We start from the raw sequence: 19,085 nt of genomic DNA, 5'->3' as shown, positions 1-19,085 counted from the left end.
GAAACATCATGATTTTACACCAGTCGAGCTTTAACGTCTTTACCTGTAACTCTATGTCGATATTTCCCGAGCAATGATACTTGGGAAATATGGTTGGATAAGAATGTTTGTTCCCGTATTATACCTCTTTCTTACCGTGGATGCAAACGATAAGTCTTGAATAGGAGTGAATTAAATTTTGGATATCACCATCGTATTGGGCATCATCGCCGGAATCATAGCATTAATCGGTGGCTTCTTATGGGAAGGCGGCGAATTTACAGGGCTGCTTCAAGGTACATCGGCTCTAATTGTATTTGGGGGAACTTTCGCCGCAGTTGTGATCAGCTACCCAGCTTCCAAGCTGAAGACGATCCCCACCGCTCTACGGATGGCATTTAGCCGTGAGGACAATCCTACGAAGCAATATATAGAAGATTTGGTTTCCATGGCGGCCACCTCACGCCGATCCGGTGTGCTTGCGCTAGAGCGTACTTCATCAGAGCATCCGAATGCATTTTTGCGTGAAGGTCTTCAGTTGGTCATCGACGGCACCGAGCAGGAGCAGATCAAACAGATTTTAGAGCTTGAGTTAGATGCCATTGAACACAAACATGAAGGGTACGCCAAAATATTTGAATCCGCAGGCGGTTATGCCCCTACGATGGGAATTATCGGTACTGTCATGGGCCTGATCCATGTACTGGGCAGCCTGACCGAGCCTACTGCGCTTGGTCCGTCTATTGCTGTTGCTTTTATCGCAACACTATACGGCGTTGCTAGCGCCAACCTGATCTTCCTGCCCATCGCATCCAAAATAAGAGCAGCCAGTGAGAGTGAAATTATCACAATGGATTTGCTGCTGCAAGGTATTCTGGCTATTCAAAACGGAGAGAATCCAAAGCTTGTACGCAAAAAGTTGGAGTTCTTTATCCGCTCAGAGCAAAATATAGATCACAAACCGCCTCGTCGCTCACGCACAGAGGACGCTTCTCCAAAGGAGGACTTCCATGAGAGCGCGCGGTAAGCGCCGTGGGGGTCAAGGAGGCGGCGGAGACCATCGTGACCGCTGGATGATTACCTATGCCGATCTGATCACCCTGCTGCTCATATTTTTCGTTGTGATGTATGCCATGAGTAGTCTGGATGCTAAAAAATACGATGTCGTTGTTCAATCCCTCCAGGATACGTTCCACAAAGGAGATTCTATTTTGGAGCAAGGCTCGGGCATTACAGGTACTGCTGATCGTTACACCAGCAAGAATCCACCCACGACCAAGCAACCGGCAGCCGATAAAAAGGAAGCTGGATCGACAAAGCTCACCGAACGTGAACAAGCATTTCGCACGCAGGAAAAAGAGCTGCAAAATTTAATGGGTGTCATTCAAGAATATATTACTGATAACAAACTGGAAAACCAGATTTTTGTGTCAGATCAGCCGCGTGGTATTGTCATTACGCTGAATGACCGCTTTTTATTCGATCAAGGTAGAGCTGCACTCAAACAAGGCTCTGCCAACACGCTATCCAAGTTGGCCAGTCTGTTTCGAGATTTGAAAACACCAATTAGCATTGAGGGCCATACGGACAACATTCCGTTTACGCGCTCCTCGAACTCATCGACGTATAAGGATAACTGGGAGCTTTCCGGCGCACGGGCACTATCTGTACTCCGATTCTTTCTCGACAGAGAGCAACTTTCACCCTCAGGATTTCAGTATGCGGGTTATGCAGATACCCGGCCGGTTGGTGACAATAGCACCGAAGCTGGACGACAAAAAAACCGCCGTGTCGAAATCACCGTACTACGCCAGCTTCAACAGTAAAACCCAAAAACCTCCTGAGTCACGCAATAACGTGAATCGGGAGGTTTTTTTGATACATATTCATCATTAATACATGGCTTCCGCTCTGATGTAGACGCAGAACAATAAACCGTACGAACAACATGTATAAGAGCGGCGTACGAGATGCAATAGAGATTATTTTGTTTATTCTATATCCCACTATGTATTAGAAGCCCTGGTGAAGTTAGGTTTTATCTTGTCATGATACTTGAAGATTAATAAGATAGGACAAGCTCGTGTTGCTTCTCTTGTATTTGTGAACTTTGGGGTATGCTCTGTTGTCTGCGATAGCTATATTTCCAGTCACTGTATTTATTAAGGAGTCGATCCAACTCCATGGACTTGATTAACACCCGCCGATCCTTCAATCCCACCTCATTCGCCAAATCATTTAGTTCCTTCCGCTTTTCTTCGATGCATTCCTCCAATTGTTTCCATTTCACATCAATAAACCTCCTGTTCGGTGTGGTATTTACATTAGTTTACAAGCTGATACCTTCCCTACAGGTTAAAAATATAATAAAACCCAATTCATCCCTTTAACGGGGAGAATCAAAAAACCAGCCTCAGTAAGGCTGGTTTTTTGATCCATCTATTTACTTGGAAAACTCCCTTGAAACTCACCTGGAAGTGAACAGCACTATTGAATTTCACCCGCCTCTACCATGACTAGAAACTGAAATATGAGAATTATTACTAACTATAATATCATGGAAAGAAGACAGAACCCCGATATTACTGACTACTATTAGAGAAAGCAAAAGTGAAAGTAAAACCTTCCTCATCTTTGCACACCTCCTTAATAATAGACTTATAAATCTCAATTTGTCCTTCGTCACATAAAGCTCTATTATTTTCGAATAAAACCATACTTTGGGCGAAACTCTCTACATTTTTAAGAAAGAATGATATCTGTATACATTGTAAATTAGCATTTATTGCATCCTTGTATCTCTTATTTCGCCTATAATAAATGGCTAGTTGGAAATTAAAATTATAATAATCATCCATAAATATTACATCCTGAGTATTTCTAAAAATATCAATATATTGGATAAACCGATCCAAAATACTGTCAACTGAGAAGAAATTTCTATTAGCCGATTCTAAAATATTCACAAGACCGGGTAATATCTCATCATTATTGTTCTCTAATAAGTTTACATATTGAGGGAGCACAGACGTATCTCCTAATAGTAAATCAAGTGTATAAGAGTTCCCCATAGACCATACCTTAAACTTTTCCACTTCTCTTTTCCCAACGGTGTTTAAACCCTCAAACCAACTTAGATCGGCATACTCAGCAACGATTTTTTTTGCATTCTCATAGTCGCCAATTTTTTGTAAGGCATAAGCTTTCATAAGTAATCCTTGCCCATAATATACTACTAAATGTCGCTCGGTCTTTATCGGTACATAATTCCTGTTTTTCCGAGCCCTTCTTTTATTTTCTTCTTCATATATAATTTTAGATTGTTCCCAAAGCTCATCGCTGTGTGTAATTGTTTCTTGCCATTTATGTAGTGAAGAATATATATTTGTTAGATGCAACAATCCGTCTAATTGATGGCACTCTGGCAACCGAAAACGAAAAGGTTCAAATCGTATAGCCGCCTTTAGATTTAATTCAGTATTCTCTCCAATTTTTGCACGAAACAATTTATAATGGCTTATCGCCAATCTCTCAGAATGTTGATACTTTTCATTTTCAATGACACATTCATAGAATGGAATTGCCTCTTGCAGCTTCCCCCCTTCGTATAACTCCTCTGCCAAAGCAAAGATTGTTGGAATGTGGTTAAGATCCTCCATTAAGCGTGAGAGCACTTTCTCCACGCATCGCAGATTTCCTACTTCAACACAACGTATAAGGAACGGCTTGACCCTTTTCCAATGTGGTCTTCCATCATAAAAACATTCATCCACATACAGGTCATACAACCAGCCCTCTGGATAATTAAATGCTTTGGTAATCAAGTCCATTTGTCTTACGGAGATAGGTTTAGGCGGATTCCCGTTAAGCATAGCACTAAATATGCCCCGGTTAAGCCCCGTAGCTTGTCCAAAACTATTAAAAGTGTAGCCACCAAGTTTTAGTTCTTTCTCAATTTCCGAACGAATCGTGGTTGCATTTTCCAATAAAAACACCCCCGGCGTATTCAGATGATTTTAAAAATCACCCTCCTCGACAATCAATTACAATATACTAGAAATTATATGAATAAATTGGATGATGGTCAACCCCTTTTCTACACTGTTTTATTATATTATGGAATTTGATGTTTATTAAATAGTTCTCACAAAAACTAAATATATAACAATTTAGGCAATACAATTACCTCCACGCCTGATCTGGCTTTGTCTACACTCATACTATAGGAGTGTGGAGGTCTATGGAAACGACGAAACTTATAGGAACGAAAATTCGCCAATTTCGAAAATTGCGTGATATTACACAAGAACAACTGGCAGAAGCATCCGATTCAACAGGCTCCTACATAGGGAAGTTGGAACGCAGTGAAGTCAATGTGCAGATCAAAACATTAGAGAAAATAGCAGAGGCGCTGAACACAAACGTATTTGCATTTTTTAACTTTAATTCATATGAAGAACTCAAAAGCCAGCCCTGGATATGGGGATGTATTCATATTCTTTCCCAGCAGAGTGAAGCGGAACAGAATAAAGCTTATCGGATCTTAAAAGAACTGTTCACCTCTTCAGAGGGTGAGCTTTTAGTGAGTAAATCAGGTGATTCGGATGCTAATGATAAATTAAATTCTTAGTATTAGCGGTGCGCCATACTCTCTAAATGTAAAAAAGGCTATGTCTCTCTACCTATAGTAGAAAAGTACATAGCCTTTTTGAGTTTTAAGGCGTCATTTGCTTAATGTTATATTCGACAGCTTTAAGTACTTTTTCATATTCTGCCCGTTGTTCATGTGTCGAATGGTCTTTGTATTTCTCAAACAATAACGTGATAGACCTGATATAGAAAGCCTTATCATTCAACTGTGAGGTTGCTTTGAGACTGTTCAACATACTATCGATCGCCTCAATATAGTTTCCCTTATTAAAATAATAGCGACTAAGCTGAAGAAAAAAGCGAGAATAGGTCACTAGGTCATAGTTCGTCATATAATAAGAAATATTTGTGCGTAAGTTCCTAGATTCATTAATATTCTCAGCAAAATTGATCAAAATATCGTCTACTGTGTAATTGTAGGTATTGGCCGACTCTATTATGGTTAGTAGTCCAAGTAATATTTCCTGAGGATTATTCCTAATAAGTTCCACATAAGCGGGTAAATTAGTCATATCTCCCATTAGAATTTCTAAATTCAAACGGTTTGCCTCTGCCCACATTTCAAATTTCTGTGCCTCTAAAACTCCCACTTCATCTAGCCCTTTAAAAGAAGTCAATTTTTCATAGTAAGGTATTAATTTCATTGCTTCTTCATACAGCCCTTGCTTTTCAAGGGCAACTCCCTGTATTAAATAGGCTTGACCATAATAGACGATTAGATGTCTTTCTGTATTTAGAGGCTTGATTTCATGTTTTTTCAGCCTAGTTAGAATCTGCTGTTCAAAAATATTTTTGGTGATCTCCTCAAGTTCTTTAGCATATTGTATAGTTGTCTCACAATCATCAACTTGGTAGTACACATTTGCCAGCTTTAATAAAGCATCCAATTGATGAGATTCAGGCAAATTTTTGCGATAAGGAGCAAATTTTATAGCTTGTTGACGATTATTCTCCAAATCTTTGTTTAAAGAACAAGAAAATAGCCTAAACTGGCTGATTGCCAACCGCTCGGAATGATGATACCTTTCGTTCTCTATCACACACTCGTAAAAGGGGATCGCTTCCTTTTCCTTGCCTGCTTCGTGCAGTTCTTCTGCAAACTCAAATACTGTTGACACATAGGATAAGTCCTCGGTTAGTCTCGACAATACCTTTTGAATACACTCCTTCCTCCCCAACTCCACACAACGCAATAAAAAAGGTTTGATCCGTTTCCAGTGCCCTTTCCCCTCGTGAAAGCATTCATCTATGTATAACTCATACAACCAGCCTTCGGGATACCCTAATGCCTTGGTAATCAAGTCCATCTGCCGAACGGAGATGGGCTTGGGTGGATTACTGTTCAGCATGGTACTGAATGTACCACGGTTAATACCGGATATTTTACTAAAGCTGCTAAATGTATATCCCCTTATCTTTAGTTCGGTCTCTATCTTCGAGCGGATCGTAGGTGTATGTTCCATTTCAATCCCCCTCAATATAGTTTCAGACATATCGTAAGTCATACTTAGCATGTGATTTCGACCATAAGAACTTCATTTTATTACAAAATAATTAAAATAGTGAAATATATGGTCTATAAAGTCATTTTATTTTATGATGCCTTAGAAAGAAGCCTTTTTTTTACGAATTCCGTGATAATTGAAAAGTTGAATGAGGTACATCTGGAGAAGCATTAAAAGCAAACTTCAAGTTTTTTTATTGGAATGTCACAAACGCACACCTTTTTCAGTTATATAGGCAGAAAGGAGGGACGTTAATGGAAAAACTACATGCAAATAATCAAGACACAGATATCAATCTTGTCATAGAACAGGTCCAAGCGGGCGACAAACAGGCATATACACATATCATACGACGTTATCAACAGCAGATCTTTTTATATTGCTACTACTTACTTAAAAATCAGGAAGAAGCAGAAGATGCCGCTCAAGAAATATTTATTAAAGGGCTTGAGCACATCGAGCAGTTCGTACCTACAGTCTCTTTTTCAGCTTGGCTTTACAAAATCGCTCAAAATCATTGTACTGACCTATTAAAAAGAAACGCTAGAACATTCAAGTCCTTCATTCAGTACAAACTGAATCTAAAGCAACAGCCAATACACGAGTATACAAATTTAATTCACGAGTTACTGGATCAGCTAACATTAAAAGATCGCCAGATTTTATTATTACGTTCGCTTGAGGATTACAACTACGAAGAGATTGCAACAATTATGGGGCTAAAATCAGCCACGATCCGAAAAAGATATGAGCGACTCCGTAAAAAGCTAATTAACTACAATGAAAAGGGAGGAAAACAAATTGAGCACTCATTTAAACCCGGAAGATAAAGAAATCGAGCACTTACAAAAGCTTATTCGGAATACTCCAATACAAGTGGATTTAATAGATAGAACTATGGAACGCTATAGTAAAATGAAAACAAGACGCTATCAGCACTCTAACTCTCGTTCAAAAAGAGTTTGCAATGCCTTTTTCGGAACCTCCGCCGCACTTGTAATGGCGTTTGCACTTGTCGTTAGTACTGGATTTATTTCACCAACAATGGCTGCTTCCTTGAAACAAATTCCAGGTATAGATTCTATATTCCAGCTTGCTGGTGATATTGGTTTACAAACAGCGGACGAAAAAGGGCTAGTATCCAAACCAAATCTTAGTGATACTCACGATGGCCTGACTCTCAGCGTACCAGAGGTCATGTTTGATGGAACACGTGTATCCATTGCCTTAGAACGACAAACCACTGACAAAAGATTTTTAAACACCGAATTACCCTTATTACTTGATGATTTAATACTTTCCATTAATGGAGAAGACATACACTCTTATGCACCTGCTAACACTAGCAACTCCATTGATCCTTATACGATACCTGGGAAAAATTCTAATTCAACAATTATACAATTTTCAGATTTACGTAACCAGGGAGGGAAGCCTTTCCCAGATAAGTTTAATTTAACAGTCTCCATGCCTGTCTCCGGCATTAAGCAACCATTTAAAATAGAAATTCCTGTGGAAAAGAACACCAAGAATAACTTGGTTTTTACACCGTCTCTTAAGCGAAAGTATTCAAACATTGACTATACCCTAGAAAAAGTTGAGCTCACACCGATTACAACCAGCATCACTACTCGCATAAAGCTACCTACTAATTCGAAAATTTCGTCACTTCCTTTTTTGGAGTATGAAATTTACGATGATAAAGGAAAACAACTGAAATCTATTAGCAGCAATGGTTGGAGTGCTACGGATGGCAACGTTCTGATAACTGATTCAAGATTTGAACCTTTCACCTCTCTCCCCAAATCAATTACTATAAAGGTCGACAAGGTTATCTTAAGAAAAGATGATAAGAGCAAATTTGAATTAGACAAAGATGGAAATCCAAAAATAGAGTATTTCCCTGATCTAGAGATTACTTACCCGATTAATCCATGATAATAAATAAGTGAAGGAAGTGAAGCGTACTTCACCTCCTTCACTGCATATAAGTACTATCTATCTTCTAACATCAAAAGTATAAACTCCAAGCTTGTCTCCATTAGATTTATATGCGGCTACTTGGGCTGTTCCATAACCGATCATTTTGGCCTTATTTCCATGAAGTTCGACAACATCACTTCCGTATAAAATCATCCAGTTAGAACCTTCCATAGCATATGAGCTACCTATACCTAATTTAAGTGTGGTATCCTGCTTTGTAATAGGTGGCTTTTCTCCTTTTGCAAGTTCAAAAGTTACCGTAACTGTCGCTGGTTTTACATCTGATGCCGATGAACTTACTGGTGAAGCCGAGGCTACTCCCCCTAAAGATAAAGCTAACGCGGAAATTGATAGTGCTAAGATTGCTTTTTTCATTTGTCATTTCTCCTCTTTAATAGTCTTCTTTAAAAGTTCTTAAGCTACTAAACACCTTGCTTTATGTCTGTGACTACGTTTCTGTTATTCTCAAGCTATGAGTACTTTACTAATCAAACATTGAACTTCCAAGCAATTGTAGACATCACCAAAATACTAGTTTTTTCATTTTTTCATCTCCTCCCTTCTAATTAATTCCATTCTAATTCTTGATGTGTTACAAAAAAGATTAAAATAAACATATCATTTCATTTTTTACATAATAATCAATAAAAAAGACCGATCTCGAAGAAGATTGGTCTAATCTGATTGCATATGATCTTGAAGAAACTCAATCGAAATTGGAGGCTTAAACCAATTTCTTTGCTTGGATAATGAAAGATAATTAAGAGTATCCTTTTGTCCTTTTAGTATTCTCCCATGTCTGTAATGATAAATGGCAAGCTGATACATGTAACAATAATAATAGGTCAATTGTTTAACATCATCAGATTCCTGTAATCCCTTTATTTGCTCAGAATATTTATCAATAATAGAGTCTACATCAAAATCATATTTATTAGCAGTTTCAAGTATAGTTACAAGTCCGGAACTTATTTCTTCAGGGTGATTTTCGAGGAAAGTTATATACGCCGGAAGTATATCTCTCTTGCCTAAGAGTAAATCTAAAGTATAAGAGTTTGCTTCAGCCCATACACGGAATTGCTCCACATCTGCTTCACCTTCTGAATCAAGCCCTTTAAACCAACTTAAATCTGCATAGCCTTCAAGCTCTGTCCTTGCCTCCTTAATAAGTCCTTTCTTTTGTAAAGCTGTTGAGACAGAAAGGAACCCATAGCCATAGTAAAATACCAAGTGTCTTTCTGCACGCAACCATGTAGTTGCTCTTCTTTTTTCCTTCGTTATTTGCTGATTCATATAGATTACATAAGCCAGTTTCTTTAATTCATGGCCGTACTTCTCTACCTCATCCCATTTATGTAAATAAAAATATATATTTGTGATTTTATGAATCGCCTCCAACTGATAACGTTCAGGAAGAAAATTGCGATAAGGTATAAATTCCAATACTAACTCAAGGCTCTTTTCCAAGTCAGGCATTGTACATGCTTTAAACCTTTTGTATTGGCTTATAGCCAGCCGCTCGGAATAACGATATTTTTCATTTTCGATTACACACTCGTAAAAGGGGACAGTCTCTTTTTCCTTGCCTGCTTCATATAGTTCTTCTGCAAGCTCAAATATCGTCGACACATAGGACAAGTCCTCGGTCAGTCTCCACAATACCTTTTGAATACAGTCTTTTCTCCCTAACTCTACACAACGCAATAAAAAAGGCTTAATCCGTTTCCAGTGTCCTTTTCCCTCATAAAAGCATTCATCTATGTATAACTCATACAGCCAGCCTTCGGGATATCCCAATGCCTTGGTAATCAAGTCCATCTGCCGAACCGAGATCGGCTTAGGTGGGTTGCTGTTAAGCATGGTGCTAAATATACCACGGTTAATTCCAGATACTTTACTGAAGCTGCTAAATGTATGCCCCCTTTGCTTTAGTTCTGTCTCTATCTTCGAGCGGATCGTAGGTGTATGTTCCATGCTAATCCCCCTCTTTAGCTTGAAGAATTATATTTTTCGTCTCTACTAACATTATAAGGTAATTTTAGTTCGTGATTTCTTAAACCTGAATATAATAATCAAACATATCTCTTGGAGTATTTTTGTACAAAAAAATGAGCAGGTGGGATACTAAATCCCCTGCTCATTTCAACGATGGACGCCTGTCTTAATTAGCTGTCGGTTCGGTTCCCCAAACAAGTACACCATTATGATACAACGTAGCCTTCGTATGATCGGCATATGAAGTTTGCGTGCCTTTATACGAGTAATCGTCACTTTCGTTGTAGTTCGACCAGTCTGTTTTATGAATACGGGTTTGAATTTCGCCCGTGCTTCCTCCAGGTGCTAACACGCCTCCATTCGAGTTGAAGCTGACTTCCAAATAATAATCAGCACCGGTTGCAGCTTTATCCATTTTAACCAGCTTACCATTCAGCTTCGAGCAGCTCAGCACCGCATAGTCGCAGTTAAATGTCTGGTCACGGTCACCGTCGATCGTGTAGTAGTAGCGAAGTTTCAACTCGTTGATCGGTACGGAGGTTGTACCTTTATTTAAAATTTGGAAATGCGGCTTCAAGTTATTGTCGTTCACATTTGTATCCGCTACGCGATACTGGAGCACAAATCCCGTTGTCGGCTGCTGAGTATCCGCTTTCGGTGCTGCGCTAGCCGTGTTCGAAACCGTTTGACCTGCATCGTTCTTCGCTACGACTTGGTAATAGTACATCGTGTCTGCCGTTACGGCTATGTCGGTGTAGCTGCTTCCGTATACATCGCTCGCCACTGTGGCGAAAGCGCCGTTTTCAACCGTCGAACGCTTCACTTCATAGCTTGCTGCATTCGCTGATGCTGTCCAGCTCAGCTTTACTTTCGCCGTTTCGCCCGCTGCGTTCAGCGTGAAGCTACCCGGTACTGACGGTTGCTCGGTAATGCCATACGTTTTTAAGTTAGTCGGGAGCTTTTCAAGCGTAATGACGTTCGGATGATTATACACTTTTTTCAGATGCTCAAGACTGTTTTGTTTGCCGTCTCTCAAGAAATCCCCATACCATGTAGCGAACCAGCTCCAATGGGCTTGATACGCCTTCATCAGATCAGGGTCCGGGATAGGCCCGTTTTCGCTCATGGCAACTAGCTTTTTGTCCTTGCCCAATGTAACAAGGTCTTCATATTTTGCAATTTGTGGGCTGTAGTCGCCTGCTTGCGGATAAGAGTCGAAGCTCAAAATATCCACATACTCATCTCCCGGATACCAGTCGGGAGCAACAGAGTTCCAGACCCAGATCAGATTGTTCAATTTGTGCACATTAGTCAAACGATCGTGCATCAAAATATACAATTTTTTAACAGGCTCAGGACCTTTAGCGCCCCACCAGAACCATTTGCCCTCCGCTTCGTGCAAAGGACGGAACAGGACAGGAACTTTCGCATCCTGCAACTTCTTCAATTGCCCTGCAATCACATCGATGTCGCGAATAAGCAATTTATAATCTTCGGACTCTGGATGATTCATCGCATATTCTATATCGAATGTAGTCGAATCGGCATAGAAGCCTCTCCACCATTCTTTTCCCTGCGTATCGATCAGACCTTTCGGCGCGTTCCAGTGCCATGCAAAGGTAACAATGCCCCCTTGCTTATCCCATTCAATCGCCTTTTCCGTCTCTGTGGAACTAAGACCGTGTTCCGCTCTGCTTGGGGAATAGTCAATCAGGTCAAGTGCCGCAATAGCCGGCTTTTTACCTACATTCGCTTGAAGCCAATCAATTTCGGGCATATCCTCTTGACCGGAAAGCATATTCTTCCCGTATTGATCAACCAGGTAGTTCATCAATGCTTTTGCTTCTACTGTCGCATTCGGATTGATGAGCGTTTTCGTTACCGCATGCGGTGGACGGTCAGCAGCTGGCTCCAGCTTGACGTAGTCGATATCATACCAGCCCCAGCCTGTTTCAAAACCGATCGTATTCGCCCCTGCATTCAACAGAACCTTACCACCGGACGTTTCTTTAAAATCAGCCGTTTTCCAAAGTACCAGCTCGCCAGACGCTTTGCCATTTAAAGAGAAATTCGTGCGTTTGTCATCATGAGGAGAACGGTATCCGATTGTAAGATTGTACAAGCCTGCCGTGGGAGCCTGGATCGTCATCGTCAGGGAATCCCCTGCATTGTGGAAATTAGTTACATAACCAGTACCGGAGAAGCCGGTCCCACTGGATTCCACAACGGTCCCCTTCAGCGTGCCATCTTCCGCTTCATAGCGATCCGGACCGTCTACAGGCGCCCGCGGAACCGCTTTCAAGACATTGGATGCGCTCGTTCCTGCCTTTGTTTTTGCGGTTATTTTATAATAATAAGAAGTGCCGTTCGTTACGTTCGTATCCGTATAAGACGTTTCGACCAAGTTGGATGCTACAGCAGCAAAAGGACCGTTTTCATACGTTGCCCGCTGTACGCTGTAACCTACAACTCCGCTGGAAGCGTCCCAGGATAAATCGACTTTCCCATCGCCAGCCTCAGCCCTCAGCGCAAAGCTTTCAGGATTTTCTACAGGCGTATCATTGCCGGCAGTCAACACGATGTGATAAGCCGTCAAAGGCGGTACTGTATAGGTAAAGCGGTTGCCTGAAATTTGCGTGATTGGCGCTGCTTCCTTAATTTGCGAGCTATTTTTGTCGAAACCCCATACTTTACCGGAACCGTAAGTCGTCTCGCCGGAAAGATCAAATTGGGCGTCGAATGCACTGTCCATGCTTTTATTCATGACAACGAGGTGCAGTTCTTTGTAGGATGCATCCATTACGGAAGCATGCACCGAGCTATTAACAATATCCGACGTTTGTGCATGAACGCTGATATCACCGAAAGTAGAGCTTTTTCCGTCATAATTGCGGTAAAGTTTGTAAGCGGCACTAACGTAGTTGTTGGCACCATCCTTTAACTTCCAGTAGTTTGCCATATAGACGTCGTTTTTGCCCAAGATGCCCAGCACATCAGTCATAGCGATACCGCCGGAAATATCATTTTCGCCACCATAGCTATACTCAGTCAAAGCCAGCTTAGTTCCTGGGTAATACTTATCCACCGACTGCTTTAATCGAGGCAGTATAGGCAAGAATTCACTGTTCCATTGAGCAATCCAGCTATCTTCCTTGTAGGTCGGGTCCCACAAAGTACGAGGCGCTTGCATTCTGGCTTTCTTCGTTTCGTCGTTGCCTACCTCATTTGTAATTCGTATGCCCCCGCCCATCGCTTCAGGATACCAGTGTACATCGAAGACATCCAGCAATCTCTTGCCTTCGGCTTGCGAGCTGAGACGCATTTGATCCAGGTAATAGTCCACGAACCAGCTGTAGTTGCCTTTTACAGAGTTCCAATCAGGTGCAGTTTGAAGATCTTTATAGGCGCCAAAACCGTAAAGAACGGGCCCAAAAATTTCCGCACCCGCGTCAACCGCTTTAACAGCTTTGGATAAACTTACCGACCGGTCCACCAACTCTTTGGCTCCAACCTTTTCACCATGAATACGCGGATGCGTATGCGACCAGAGAGCGGGTTCATTGTCGAGCGCATATCCTTTCACGCCCGTTTTTGTTGAAGCAACGCCGTACTTTTTCACTAAAAAGTTGACGAATTCATCCGCATAAACCTGATTGTCATTCAGATCAGGCTGTAGTTGGAACGGCGCATTTTTAGCGTTTACGACCTCATTCCACCGAGCGGAAGGAGCCTTTTCGCTTTCCTGCACACTTCCGTTTCCATCCTTGGCCACATAACCGGCCATCGGCAGTGTGACTAAAGAATATGTGCCCTGCTTCAGCGATTGATCGTGAAACGAGGTTGCCACCGCACCTGGCTTTTCACATTCGGCTTTTGTCAATCCGGCGTTGTCGCATAAATAGCTATCGCTGGACTGCATCCAGTCGCTTCCTGCATTGGACATATTGTTTTCCCAGTTATATCCGGTCATTCGATTGCCACCAAGTCGTCTGGCAGTCAGATTCTCATCGCCTGCCAACTCCTGATTCGTACCGTAAATATAAGGGCTAATAGGCTTACGATCCTTGGATGTATCGACTTTAATGGTAACAGTCTTTGCCGTTTGACCGTGAACTACAGTTGGAGTCGGTAGAGCACCCCCTACTATAATCGTGCATGCCATGACGACAGGCAGCCATTTGGAACGTTTGGACCAAATACTACTACTATTTTTCGCCTTCATGCCGCTTCCTCCCTTCAATTTAAAAAGAGCGGCACCCATACGAATGCCCCTCCTTGAGGCTTTAAGGCCCCTTCCCTGTCCCCAAACGAGCTTATCGTTCCGTTGCAGCGTCATATCCATGCTTGAAAGTTCCAGCCGAAAACAACACCCTCTTTCTTTGAAACTGGATTTATAATATTACCTTAACACAAAGGTATATTGACATTTTTAACTATTGTTTTAATTAGCTAGTATTAATTTCTTAAATAACCATATAGCTTGAGGTATCCCAATAGCTCTAGCTCATCCACACTCGTCTTCCCTAGCGCACTTTATCCTTTTGAATAAGCTTATAATAGATGCGTGCAGGCTCTGATTCTCCAGTGGATAAAATGTATTCTGCTAAAGGTGCGCACAGTTTTTGGAGATAAAAGGAGTATAGCAGCTCGGCCGTGTCAAAATGAATTTTCAACACTTGCTTCATCAAGCCTTCGAATTTGGAGTAATCCAGTTCTTCCGGGGTAATATCAAACGGGTACTCAGGAAAGGTTTTTTTCTGAATTTCAACAAACTGCTCCCTAAGCTTCGGTTGATTGCCTGAACGGGCAGCCGAGAAATTCATCATAAAAAAAGATACAAAATCCGTCTCACGGTCACTTAACTCATAGTACTCACACCAACGCATGAATATCAGCGGTTTTACCATATATAAATCTCCTTTAACAAAAGTTCAGATTTATCATGAATCTTACAAAAATCTAGCGGGTTCCATCTTATGTAATATATAGGTTAAGCCCCATTTTAAAATATGATTCCTTAAATGAATTTTGCTTTTTAACATATCCCCTTCTTATATATCCATAAAAGTGCACAACAAAAAAAGACTGTTTCAGCATCTCAATGACGCTGACCAAGTCTTCTCATAATCATCCGTATATTCACAATCGTATTTATTCTAATCCTCTACATAGCTGCAAGGTTACAAGCTGCAAGTGAACACATAAGCAGGCGGGACATTGCAGTTTACCTTTTTAATCTGAATGTCAGCAAAAAAGGTGCGGAAAAAATTGTGTTTGACCTTGCTGTACTGGAACGTAATAAATTTGCCTTCCTGGCCCAAAACCTCAGCCGTTTGTCCCAAAATGAGGCTGGATAATGCAGCGGGCAAGCTGGTGAAAGGCAGCCCTGACACGACATAATCCACTTTTGGGACCTCATACTGTCGTATATACTGCGCTACATGCTCAGCCGATCCATGAATAATGTGTACCCTCTCCAAGTGTCCGTACTTGCTTTGTAGCGTTTTGTAAAACGATTCATTAGCTTCAATCACTAAAAGTAGCGTTTCTGGACGCTTGTTCAAAATAAGCTCTTGCGTAAACACACCGGTCCCTGCACCATATTCAATAATGCACGATGCTTTGTCAAAGTAAATCGGTGTGGCAATTTGTTTGGCCAACTGCCTTGAGCTGGGTATAACAGCGCCTACGCTGCGTGGATGCCTGATGTACTCTCGAATAAAGTGGATCGCGTTCATCTTTTCCTCTCCCTGCTTGTCACACATGATAGGCATTCGGTTCATCAACGCTTCTTATTACATATTCATTGTATACCGATCAGAATATTGATTTCAAGCAGGCTACTGTCGGCATATAAAAAGAGCGTAGCCTTATTCGACTCTAATCAAATAATGACTACCCTCTTGTTGTAACATCTATTTGTCCATGGTATCCAAATGTGCACCCTCTGCCTGCGATGCCTGTCCAGCTTTACGTCGTCGTGCGCCTATGTGCATGGCAACAATCCGATAGATGGAGGCTGGCTGTATGGATACGGCCCAGCTCGCGTCTGCATCCGGTGCAAGCACGACCCCTAGCTGGTGATGATCGCCATCGTACATGCCTCGCTGCACAAACTTGCTCTCGCCTCGCAGATTGCGTACCTCCAGCTTACAAAAAGCAGAGTTGATTCGCAAGGCCTGGTGTAACTCGGCACGGGTATTCACAACAACCCCATTCACGCGGTAAATGGCCTCGCCCGGCAGTATACCCATGGCTGTCGCTGGACTGTCTGGCAGCACAGCGAGAACACGCATCCCTTGCTCCGGATGGACAAACATCGGGCTAAGACGACTTTCCTCTATATTACCATACCAGATCAGCGCCTCATGAGCCAGAAAGGAGAATAATGCTGCGAGCAATATCAGCGGACTCCACCATGCAGCCAGCAAGCTCAGCAGAAGTAAAGCCACACTATACAGGAGCAAACGGTTCGAAGTAAGTACCGCCTTCTGTCGTGGTAGCTGGCCTAGCGTCACGCTGCTGAAGCCCATCAGGACTGGCAAGGCTGCCAGCATATACCCGGTTCCGGCATCGCCGCCGAACAAAGGTGTCCAGGGAAGCGTGAATCCTCCCTGAGTCGGTACCAACAACAACAACGGAATGGGCCAGAGGTCTTCCATACGATAACCGCCAACCAATCTTCCCCGTTTGCCCTCGACAAACAGCGGAGTGGCCGCCTTCCCCCCTTGCCAGCGAACCAACAGCGCCTCAGCCACATGCAGCACGGCGACCAACACCAACAGTGCTGGAATATCCAATCCGCGGATGGCTGCGACTGATGTTCCAAGCGCTCCTCCAGGTTGCCAGCCACTGGCCACGTTTAAGAAAAACTGAACCACACCTAGCAGACCTACCGAATAAGCGAGACACAGGTAACGGACGCGTACCAGCATGAGCAGTAATGTCGCTACCCACAGGCACACGATGGAAGCCGAGTTCAGATGCACACTGACGAACATTCCCAGAGCAGATAGCGCCATTCCAGCAAGCAAACCACTCCATACGACACGCCAGGTCTCTGCAGTCCAGCTATGCATTTTGGTATGAAATAGCTTGCGCTCCAGCAGCATTTGCCGACGATAACCAAGTGCTACAATGAGTATTGAGATATAATAAAACGGCTGCAAAAGCAGGTACAAGCAAGCATTCAAGACGCTCCATCCCCATTGTAATGCCCATTCCAAGTCCATTCACACTCCTTATGCCCCTGGCCCGCTGTATAGCGGATCACGTACATTTCATATCCATTTATTCTATATGAAATTGCCAACGTAGGGAAGACAAACCGACAGACTGCAAATAAATCCCAATATAAAAGGAGGCTGTTTCCAGCCCCCTTGTTGTAGCCTCACTATTATTTCGCTGCGCTTGTCTTCATTTCCTTCCGAATCTCTTCAATCCCTTGCTTGAGTTGATTATCATTTTTCGGATCACGAATTTTCTCAATCAGCTTGGCTTCCATCGCTGCTGCTGTCTTCGCATCAATGATGCCGCTAGCCGTCAGCTTCGCTTGTTTTTGGAAAGCAATAACAGAGCTTTCCGTTACTTTGTCAAAATAGCCATCCTCGCGACCTGGTTTGTAACCCAAGCCTTGCAGAATGATTTGTGCATTTTTCACATCACTGCTATTCATATTGTATTTCAAGGACTTTTCCTTGTTCAACGGTGCTGCTGTGAAGTATTCAGGCTGTTCCACCGCAATATTCGGCTTAATCCCTTTTTTATGAATCCACGTTCCATTTGGCGTTAACCATTTGGCAATCGTGATTTTGAGCAGGCTACCGTCACCCATTTGCTTGTCATAGCTGGTTTGTACAGTACCTTTACCAAAGGAATTTTCCCCGATCAACACAGCACCTGCTGATTGCTGGAGAGCACCTGCCAGAATTTCGGACGCACTTGCGCTGCCTTTATTCATTAGCAAAGTCACTGGATAGTTCTTACGTGATCCTTTGGATTTCTCTTCTTCACGCTTCTGATTCTTGTCTTCCACTTGTACAATCGTTTTGCCAGAAGGTACAAATTGCTGTGCAATATCAATGACCACGGAAAGCACGCCGCCCGGGTTATTACGCACGTCAATGACGAGCCCTTTAAGCCCTTGTTTTTCGAGCTTCGCTAACTCTTCCTTGAAACGTTCTGCTGTATTCAAGGAGAACTGGGTGATCGTGATGACGCCTACACCGTCGCTTTCCATATGAGCCGTTACAGTTTCCATATCAATGTTGTCACGGGTAATCGTGTATTCGAGCGGATCAGGAGAGCCACTGCGCTGAATTTTGACTTTTGCCTGACTGCCTTTAGGTCCACGGATTTTGGAAACGGCCTTGTTTAGATCCAATCCGTCCAGTGTTTCACCATTAACAGACAAAATAATATCCTTAGAGCGTAATCCTGCCTTTTCAGCCGGGGAGCCTTTAATTGGCGTGACTACAACTACTTTCCCGTTTTCGGCAGCTACTTCGGCTCCGATCCCAGTAAAAGAACCTTCAATGGATTGCTCGAATTGTTGGGCAGTTTCTTTACCCATATAAGAGGAATACGGGTCGCCGAGCGACTCCATCATACCATTGATGGCGCCATCCACCAGCTTGGTACGATCCACATCCTGATAATATTGTCCCTGAATCAGGTCCATCGCCGTCTCAATTTTGCGGATATCACTTCTGGAGGTAGAACTGCTACCTGTCACACTCGCCAGCAGTCCTTCGCCCAGAGCGCTGTTCCCTACTGTAGTCGTTCCAGTATAGGCAAAAGTGAGCAGACTGCCGCCAAGCAGCCCGATCACCATCAAGAGTATCGCTGTACTTTTTTTCAACATCTAATCGTCCACCGCCTTCTCATTATCTTGTATCCTATTGCCTTACAACGCATATCCATCCACGAAGTATACGTCTAGCTTGTACGGAATATGTTAATTGTATCCTACTC

At 42.5% G+C, this 19,085-nt stretch carries 15 protein-coding genes; 5 read left to right on the top strand and 10 right to left on the bottom strand.

Features of this window, described 5'->3' with window-relative positions; genetic code table 11:
* Positions 1-178: 178 nt before the first annotated feature.
* A complete protein-coding gene (locus NSS66_RS12960; RefSeq protein WP_028542113.1) occupies positions 179-1,006 on the top strand; it encodes a flagellar motor protein in 828 nt (275 codons plus the stop codon).
* The gene (locus NSS66_RS12955; protein ID WP_013312222.1) at positions 990-1,805 is read left to right on the top strand and encodes a flagellar motor protein MotB; all 816 of its coding nucleotides are present in this window, start codon (positions 990-992) and stop codon (positions 1,803-1,805) included. The genes NSS66_RS12960 and NSS66_RS12955 overlap by 17 nt, the downstream gene beginning before the upstream one ends.
* Positions 1,806-2,041: 236 nt before the next feature.
* On the opposite strand, the gene NSS66_RS12950 is transcribed toward NSS66_RS12955, so the two are convergent.
* On the bottom strand, positions 2,042-2,269 hold the full coding sequence (locus NSS66_RS12950; RefSeq protein ID WP_023990607.1) for an aspartyl-phosphate phosphatase Spo0E family protein: 228 nt from the start codon (positions 2,267-2,269) through the stop codon (positions 2,042-2,044).
* Positions 2,270-2,561: 292 nt separating this feature from the next.
* Positions 2,562-3,965: a hypothetical protein gene (locus NSS66_RS12945; protein ID WP_023990608.1), complete on the bottom strand. Its 1,404-nt coding sequence runs from the start codon at positions 3,963-3,965 to the stop codon at positions 2,562-2,564.
* Between the two features lie 254 nt (positions 3,966-4,219).
* On the opposite strand from NSS66_RS12945, the gene NSS66_RS12940 reads away from it, so the two are divergent.
* On the top strand, positions 4,220-4,609 hold the full coding sequence (locus NSS66_RS12940; RefSeq protein ID WP_340959079.1) for a helix-turn-helix domain-containing protein: 390 nt from the start codon (positions 4,220-4,222) through the stop codon (positions 4,607-4,609).
* 85 nt (positions 4,610-4,694) lie between these two features.
* On the opposite strand, the gene NSS66_RS12935 is transcribed toward NSS66_RS12940, so the two are convergent.
* Entirely contained in the window at positions 4,695-6,092 is a 1,398-nt protein-coding gene (locus tag NSS66_RS12935; RefSeq protein WP_279835355.1) for a DNA-binding protein, read from the bottom strand.
* Between the two features lie 296 nt (positions 6,093-6,388).
* Between NSS66_RS12935 and NSS66_RS12930 the strand changes: the two genes are divergently transcribed.
* Positions 6,389-6,964 carry an RNA polymerase sigma factor gene (locus NSS66_RS12930; protein ID WP_023990611.1) on the top strand — a complete coding sequence of 192 codons (576 nt, stop codon included), beginning with the start codon at positions 6,389-6,391 and terminating at the stop codon, positions 6,962-6,964.
* A complete protein-coding gene (locus NSS66_RS12925) occupies positions 6,936-8,072 on the top strand; it encodes a DUF4179 domain-containing protein (RefSeq protein ID WP_340959078.1) in 1,137 nt (378 codons plus the stop codon). Before NSS66_RS12930 ends, NSS66_RS12925 begins: the two co-directional genes overlap by 29 nt.
* A 60-nt stretch (positions 8,073-8,132) precedes the next feature.
* Here NSS66_RS12925 and NSS66_RS12920 read toward each other — a convergent pair whose 3' ends face one another.
* From NSS66_RS12920 to NSS66_RS12890, 7 genes are all read right to left on the bottom strand, one after another.
* A complete protein-coding gene (locus tag NSS66_RS12920) occupies positions 8,133-8,492 on the bottom strand; it encodes a hypothetical protein (RefSeq protein WP_034095106.1) in 360 nt (119 codons plus the stop codon).
* A 300-nt stretch (positions 8,493-8,792) separates the two neighbouring features.
* Positions 8,793-10,091: a DNA-binding protein gene (locus tag NSS66_RS12915; RefSeq protein WP_340959076.1), complete on the bottom strand. Its 1,299-nt coding sequence runs from the start codon at positions 10,089-10,091 to the stop codon at positions 8,793-8,795.
* A gap of 187 nt (positions 10,092-10,278) precedes the next feature.
* Positions 10,279-14,334, bottom strand: a complete 4,056-nt coding sequence (locus tag NSS66_RS12910; protein ID WP_340959075.1) for a glycosyl hydrolase — start codon at positions 14,332-14,334, stop codon at positions 10,279-10,281.
* A 301-nt stretch (positions 14,335-14,635) separates the two neighbouring features.
* On the bottom strand, positions 14,636-15,019 hold the full coding sequence (locus tag NSS66_RS12905; protein ID WP_023990615.1) for a hypothetical protein: 384 nt from the start codon (positions 15,017-15,019) through the stop codon (positions 14,636-14,638).
* Positions 15,020-15,292: 273 nt separating this feature from the next.
* The gene (locus NSS66_RS12900; protein ID WP_023990616.1) at positions 15,293-15,850 is read right to left on the bottom strand and encodes a class I SAM-dependent methyltransferase; all 558 of its coding nucleotides are present in this window, start codon (positions 15,848-15,850) and stop codon (positions 15,293-15,295) included.
* A gap of 177 nt (positions 15,851-16,027) precedes the next feature.
* Positions 16,028-17,344 carry a PDZ domain-containing protein gene (locus tag NSS66_RS12895; protein ID WP_023990617.1) on the bottom strand — a complete coding sequence of 439 codons (1,317 nt, stop codon included), beginning with the start codon at positions 17,342-17,344 and terminating at the stop codon, positions 16,028-16,030.
* A gap of 164 nt (positions 17,345-17,508) precedes the next feature.
* Entirely contained in the window at positions 17,509-18,975 is a 1,467-nt protein-coding gene (locus NSS66_RS12890) for a S41 family peptidase (RefSeq protein WP_023990618.1), read from the bottom strand.
* Positions 18,976-19,085: the final 110 nt, after the last annotated feature.

This window comes from Paenibacillus sp. FSL R10-2748 (assembly GCF_038005565.1).
GTDB classification, from domain to species: Bacteria; Bacillota; Bacilli; order Paenibacillales; family Paenibacillaceae; genus Paenibacillus; species Paenibacillus polymyxa_B.
This window is presented reverse-complemented; position numbering and strand designations above follow the sequence as displayed.

Excerpts from the sequence above, each read along its gene's own strand:
- NSS66_RS12935 (WP_279835355.1), bottom strand. The coding sequence starts at position 6,092 with ATGGAACATACACCTACGATCCGCTCGAAGATAGAGACCGAACTAAAG.
- NSS66_RS12920 (WP_034095106.1), bottom strand. The coding sequence starts at position 8,492 with ATGAAAAAAGCAATCTTAGCACTATCAATTTCCGCGTTAGCTTTATCT.
- NSS66_RS12915 (WP_340959076.1), bottom strand. The coding sequence starts at position 10,091 with ATGGAACATACACCTACGATCCGCTCGAAGATAGAGACAGAACTAAAG.
- NSS66_RS12930 (WP_023990611.1), top strand. The coding sequence starts at position 6,389 with ATGGAAAAACTACATGCAAATAATCAAGACACAGATATCAATCTTGTC.
- NSS66_RS12955 (WP_013312222.1), top strand. The coding sequence starts at position 990 with ATGAGAGCGCGCGGTAAGCGCCGTGGGGGTCAAGGAGGCGGCGGAGAC.
- NSS66_RS12910 (WP_340959075.1), bottom strand. The coding sequence starts at position 14,334 with ATGAAGGCGAAAAATAGTAGTAGTATTTGGTCCAAACGTTCCAAATGG.
- NSS66_RS12900 (WP_023990616.1), bottom strand. The coding sequence starts at position 15,850 with ATGAACGCGATCCACTTTATTCGAGAGTACATCAGGCATCCACGCAGC.
- NSS66_RS12905 (WP_023990615.1), bottom strand. The coding sequence starts at position 15,019 with ATGGTAAAACCGCTGATATTCATGCGTTGGTGTGAGTACTATGAGTTA.
- NSS66_RS12895 (WP_023990617.1), bottom strand. The coding sequence starts at position 17,344 with ATGGACTTGGAATGGGCATTACAATGGGGATGGAGCGTCTTGAATGCT.
- NSS66_RS12890 (WP_023990618.1), bottom strand. The coding sequence starts at position 18,975 with ATGTTGAAAAAAAGTACAGCGATACTCTTGATGGTGATCGGGCTGCTT.
- NSS66_RS12940 (WP_340959079.1), top strand. The coding sequence starts at position 4,220 with ATGGAAACGACGAAACTTATAGGAACGAAAATTCGCCAATTTCGAAAA.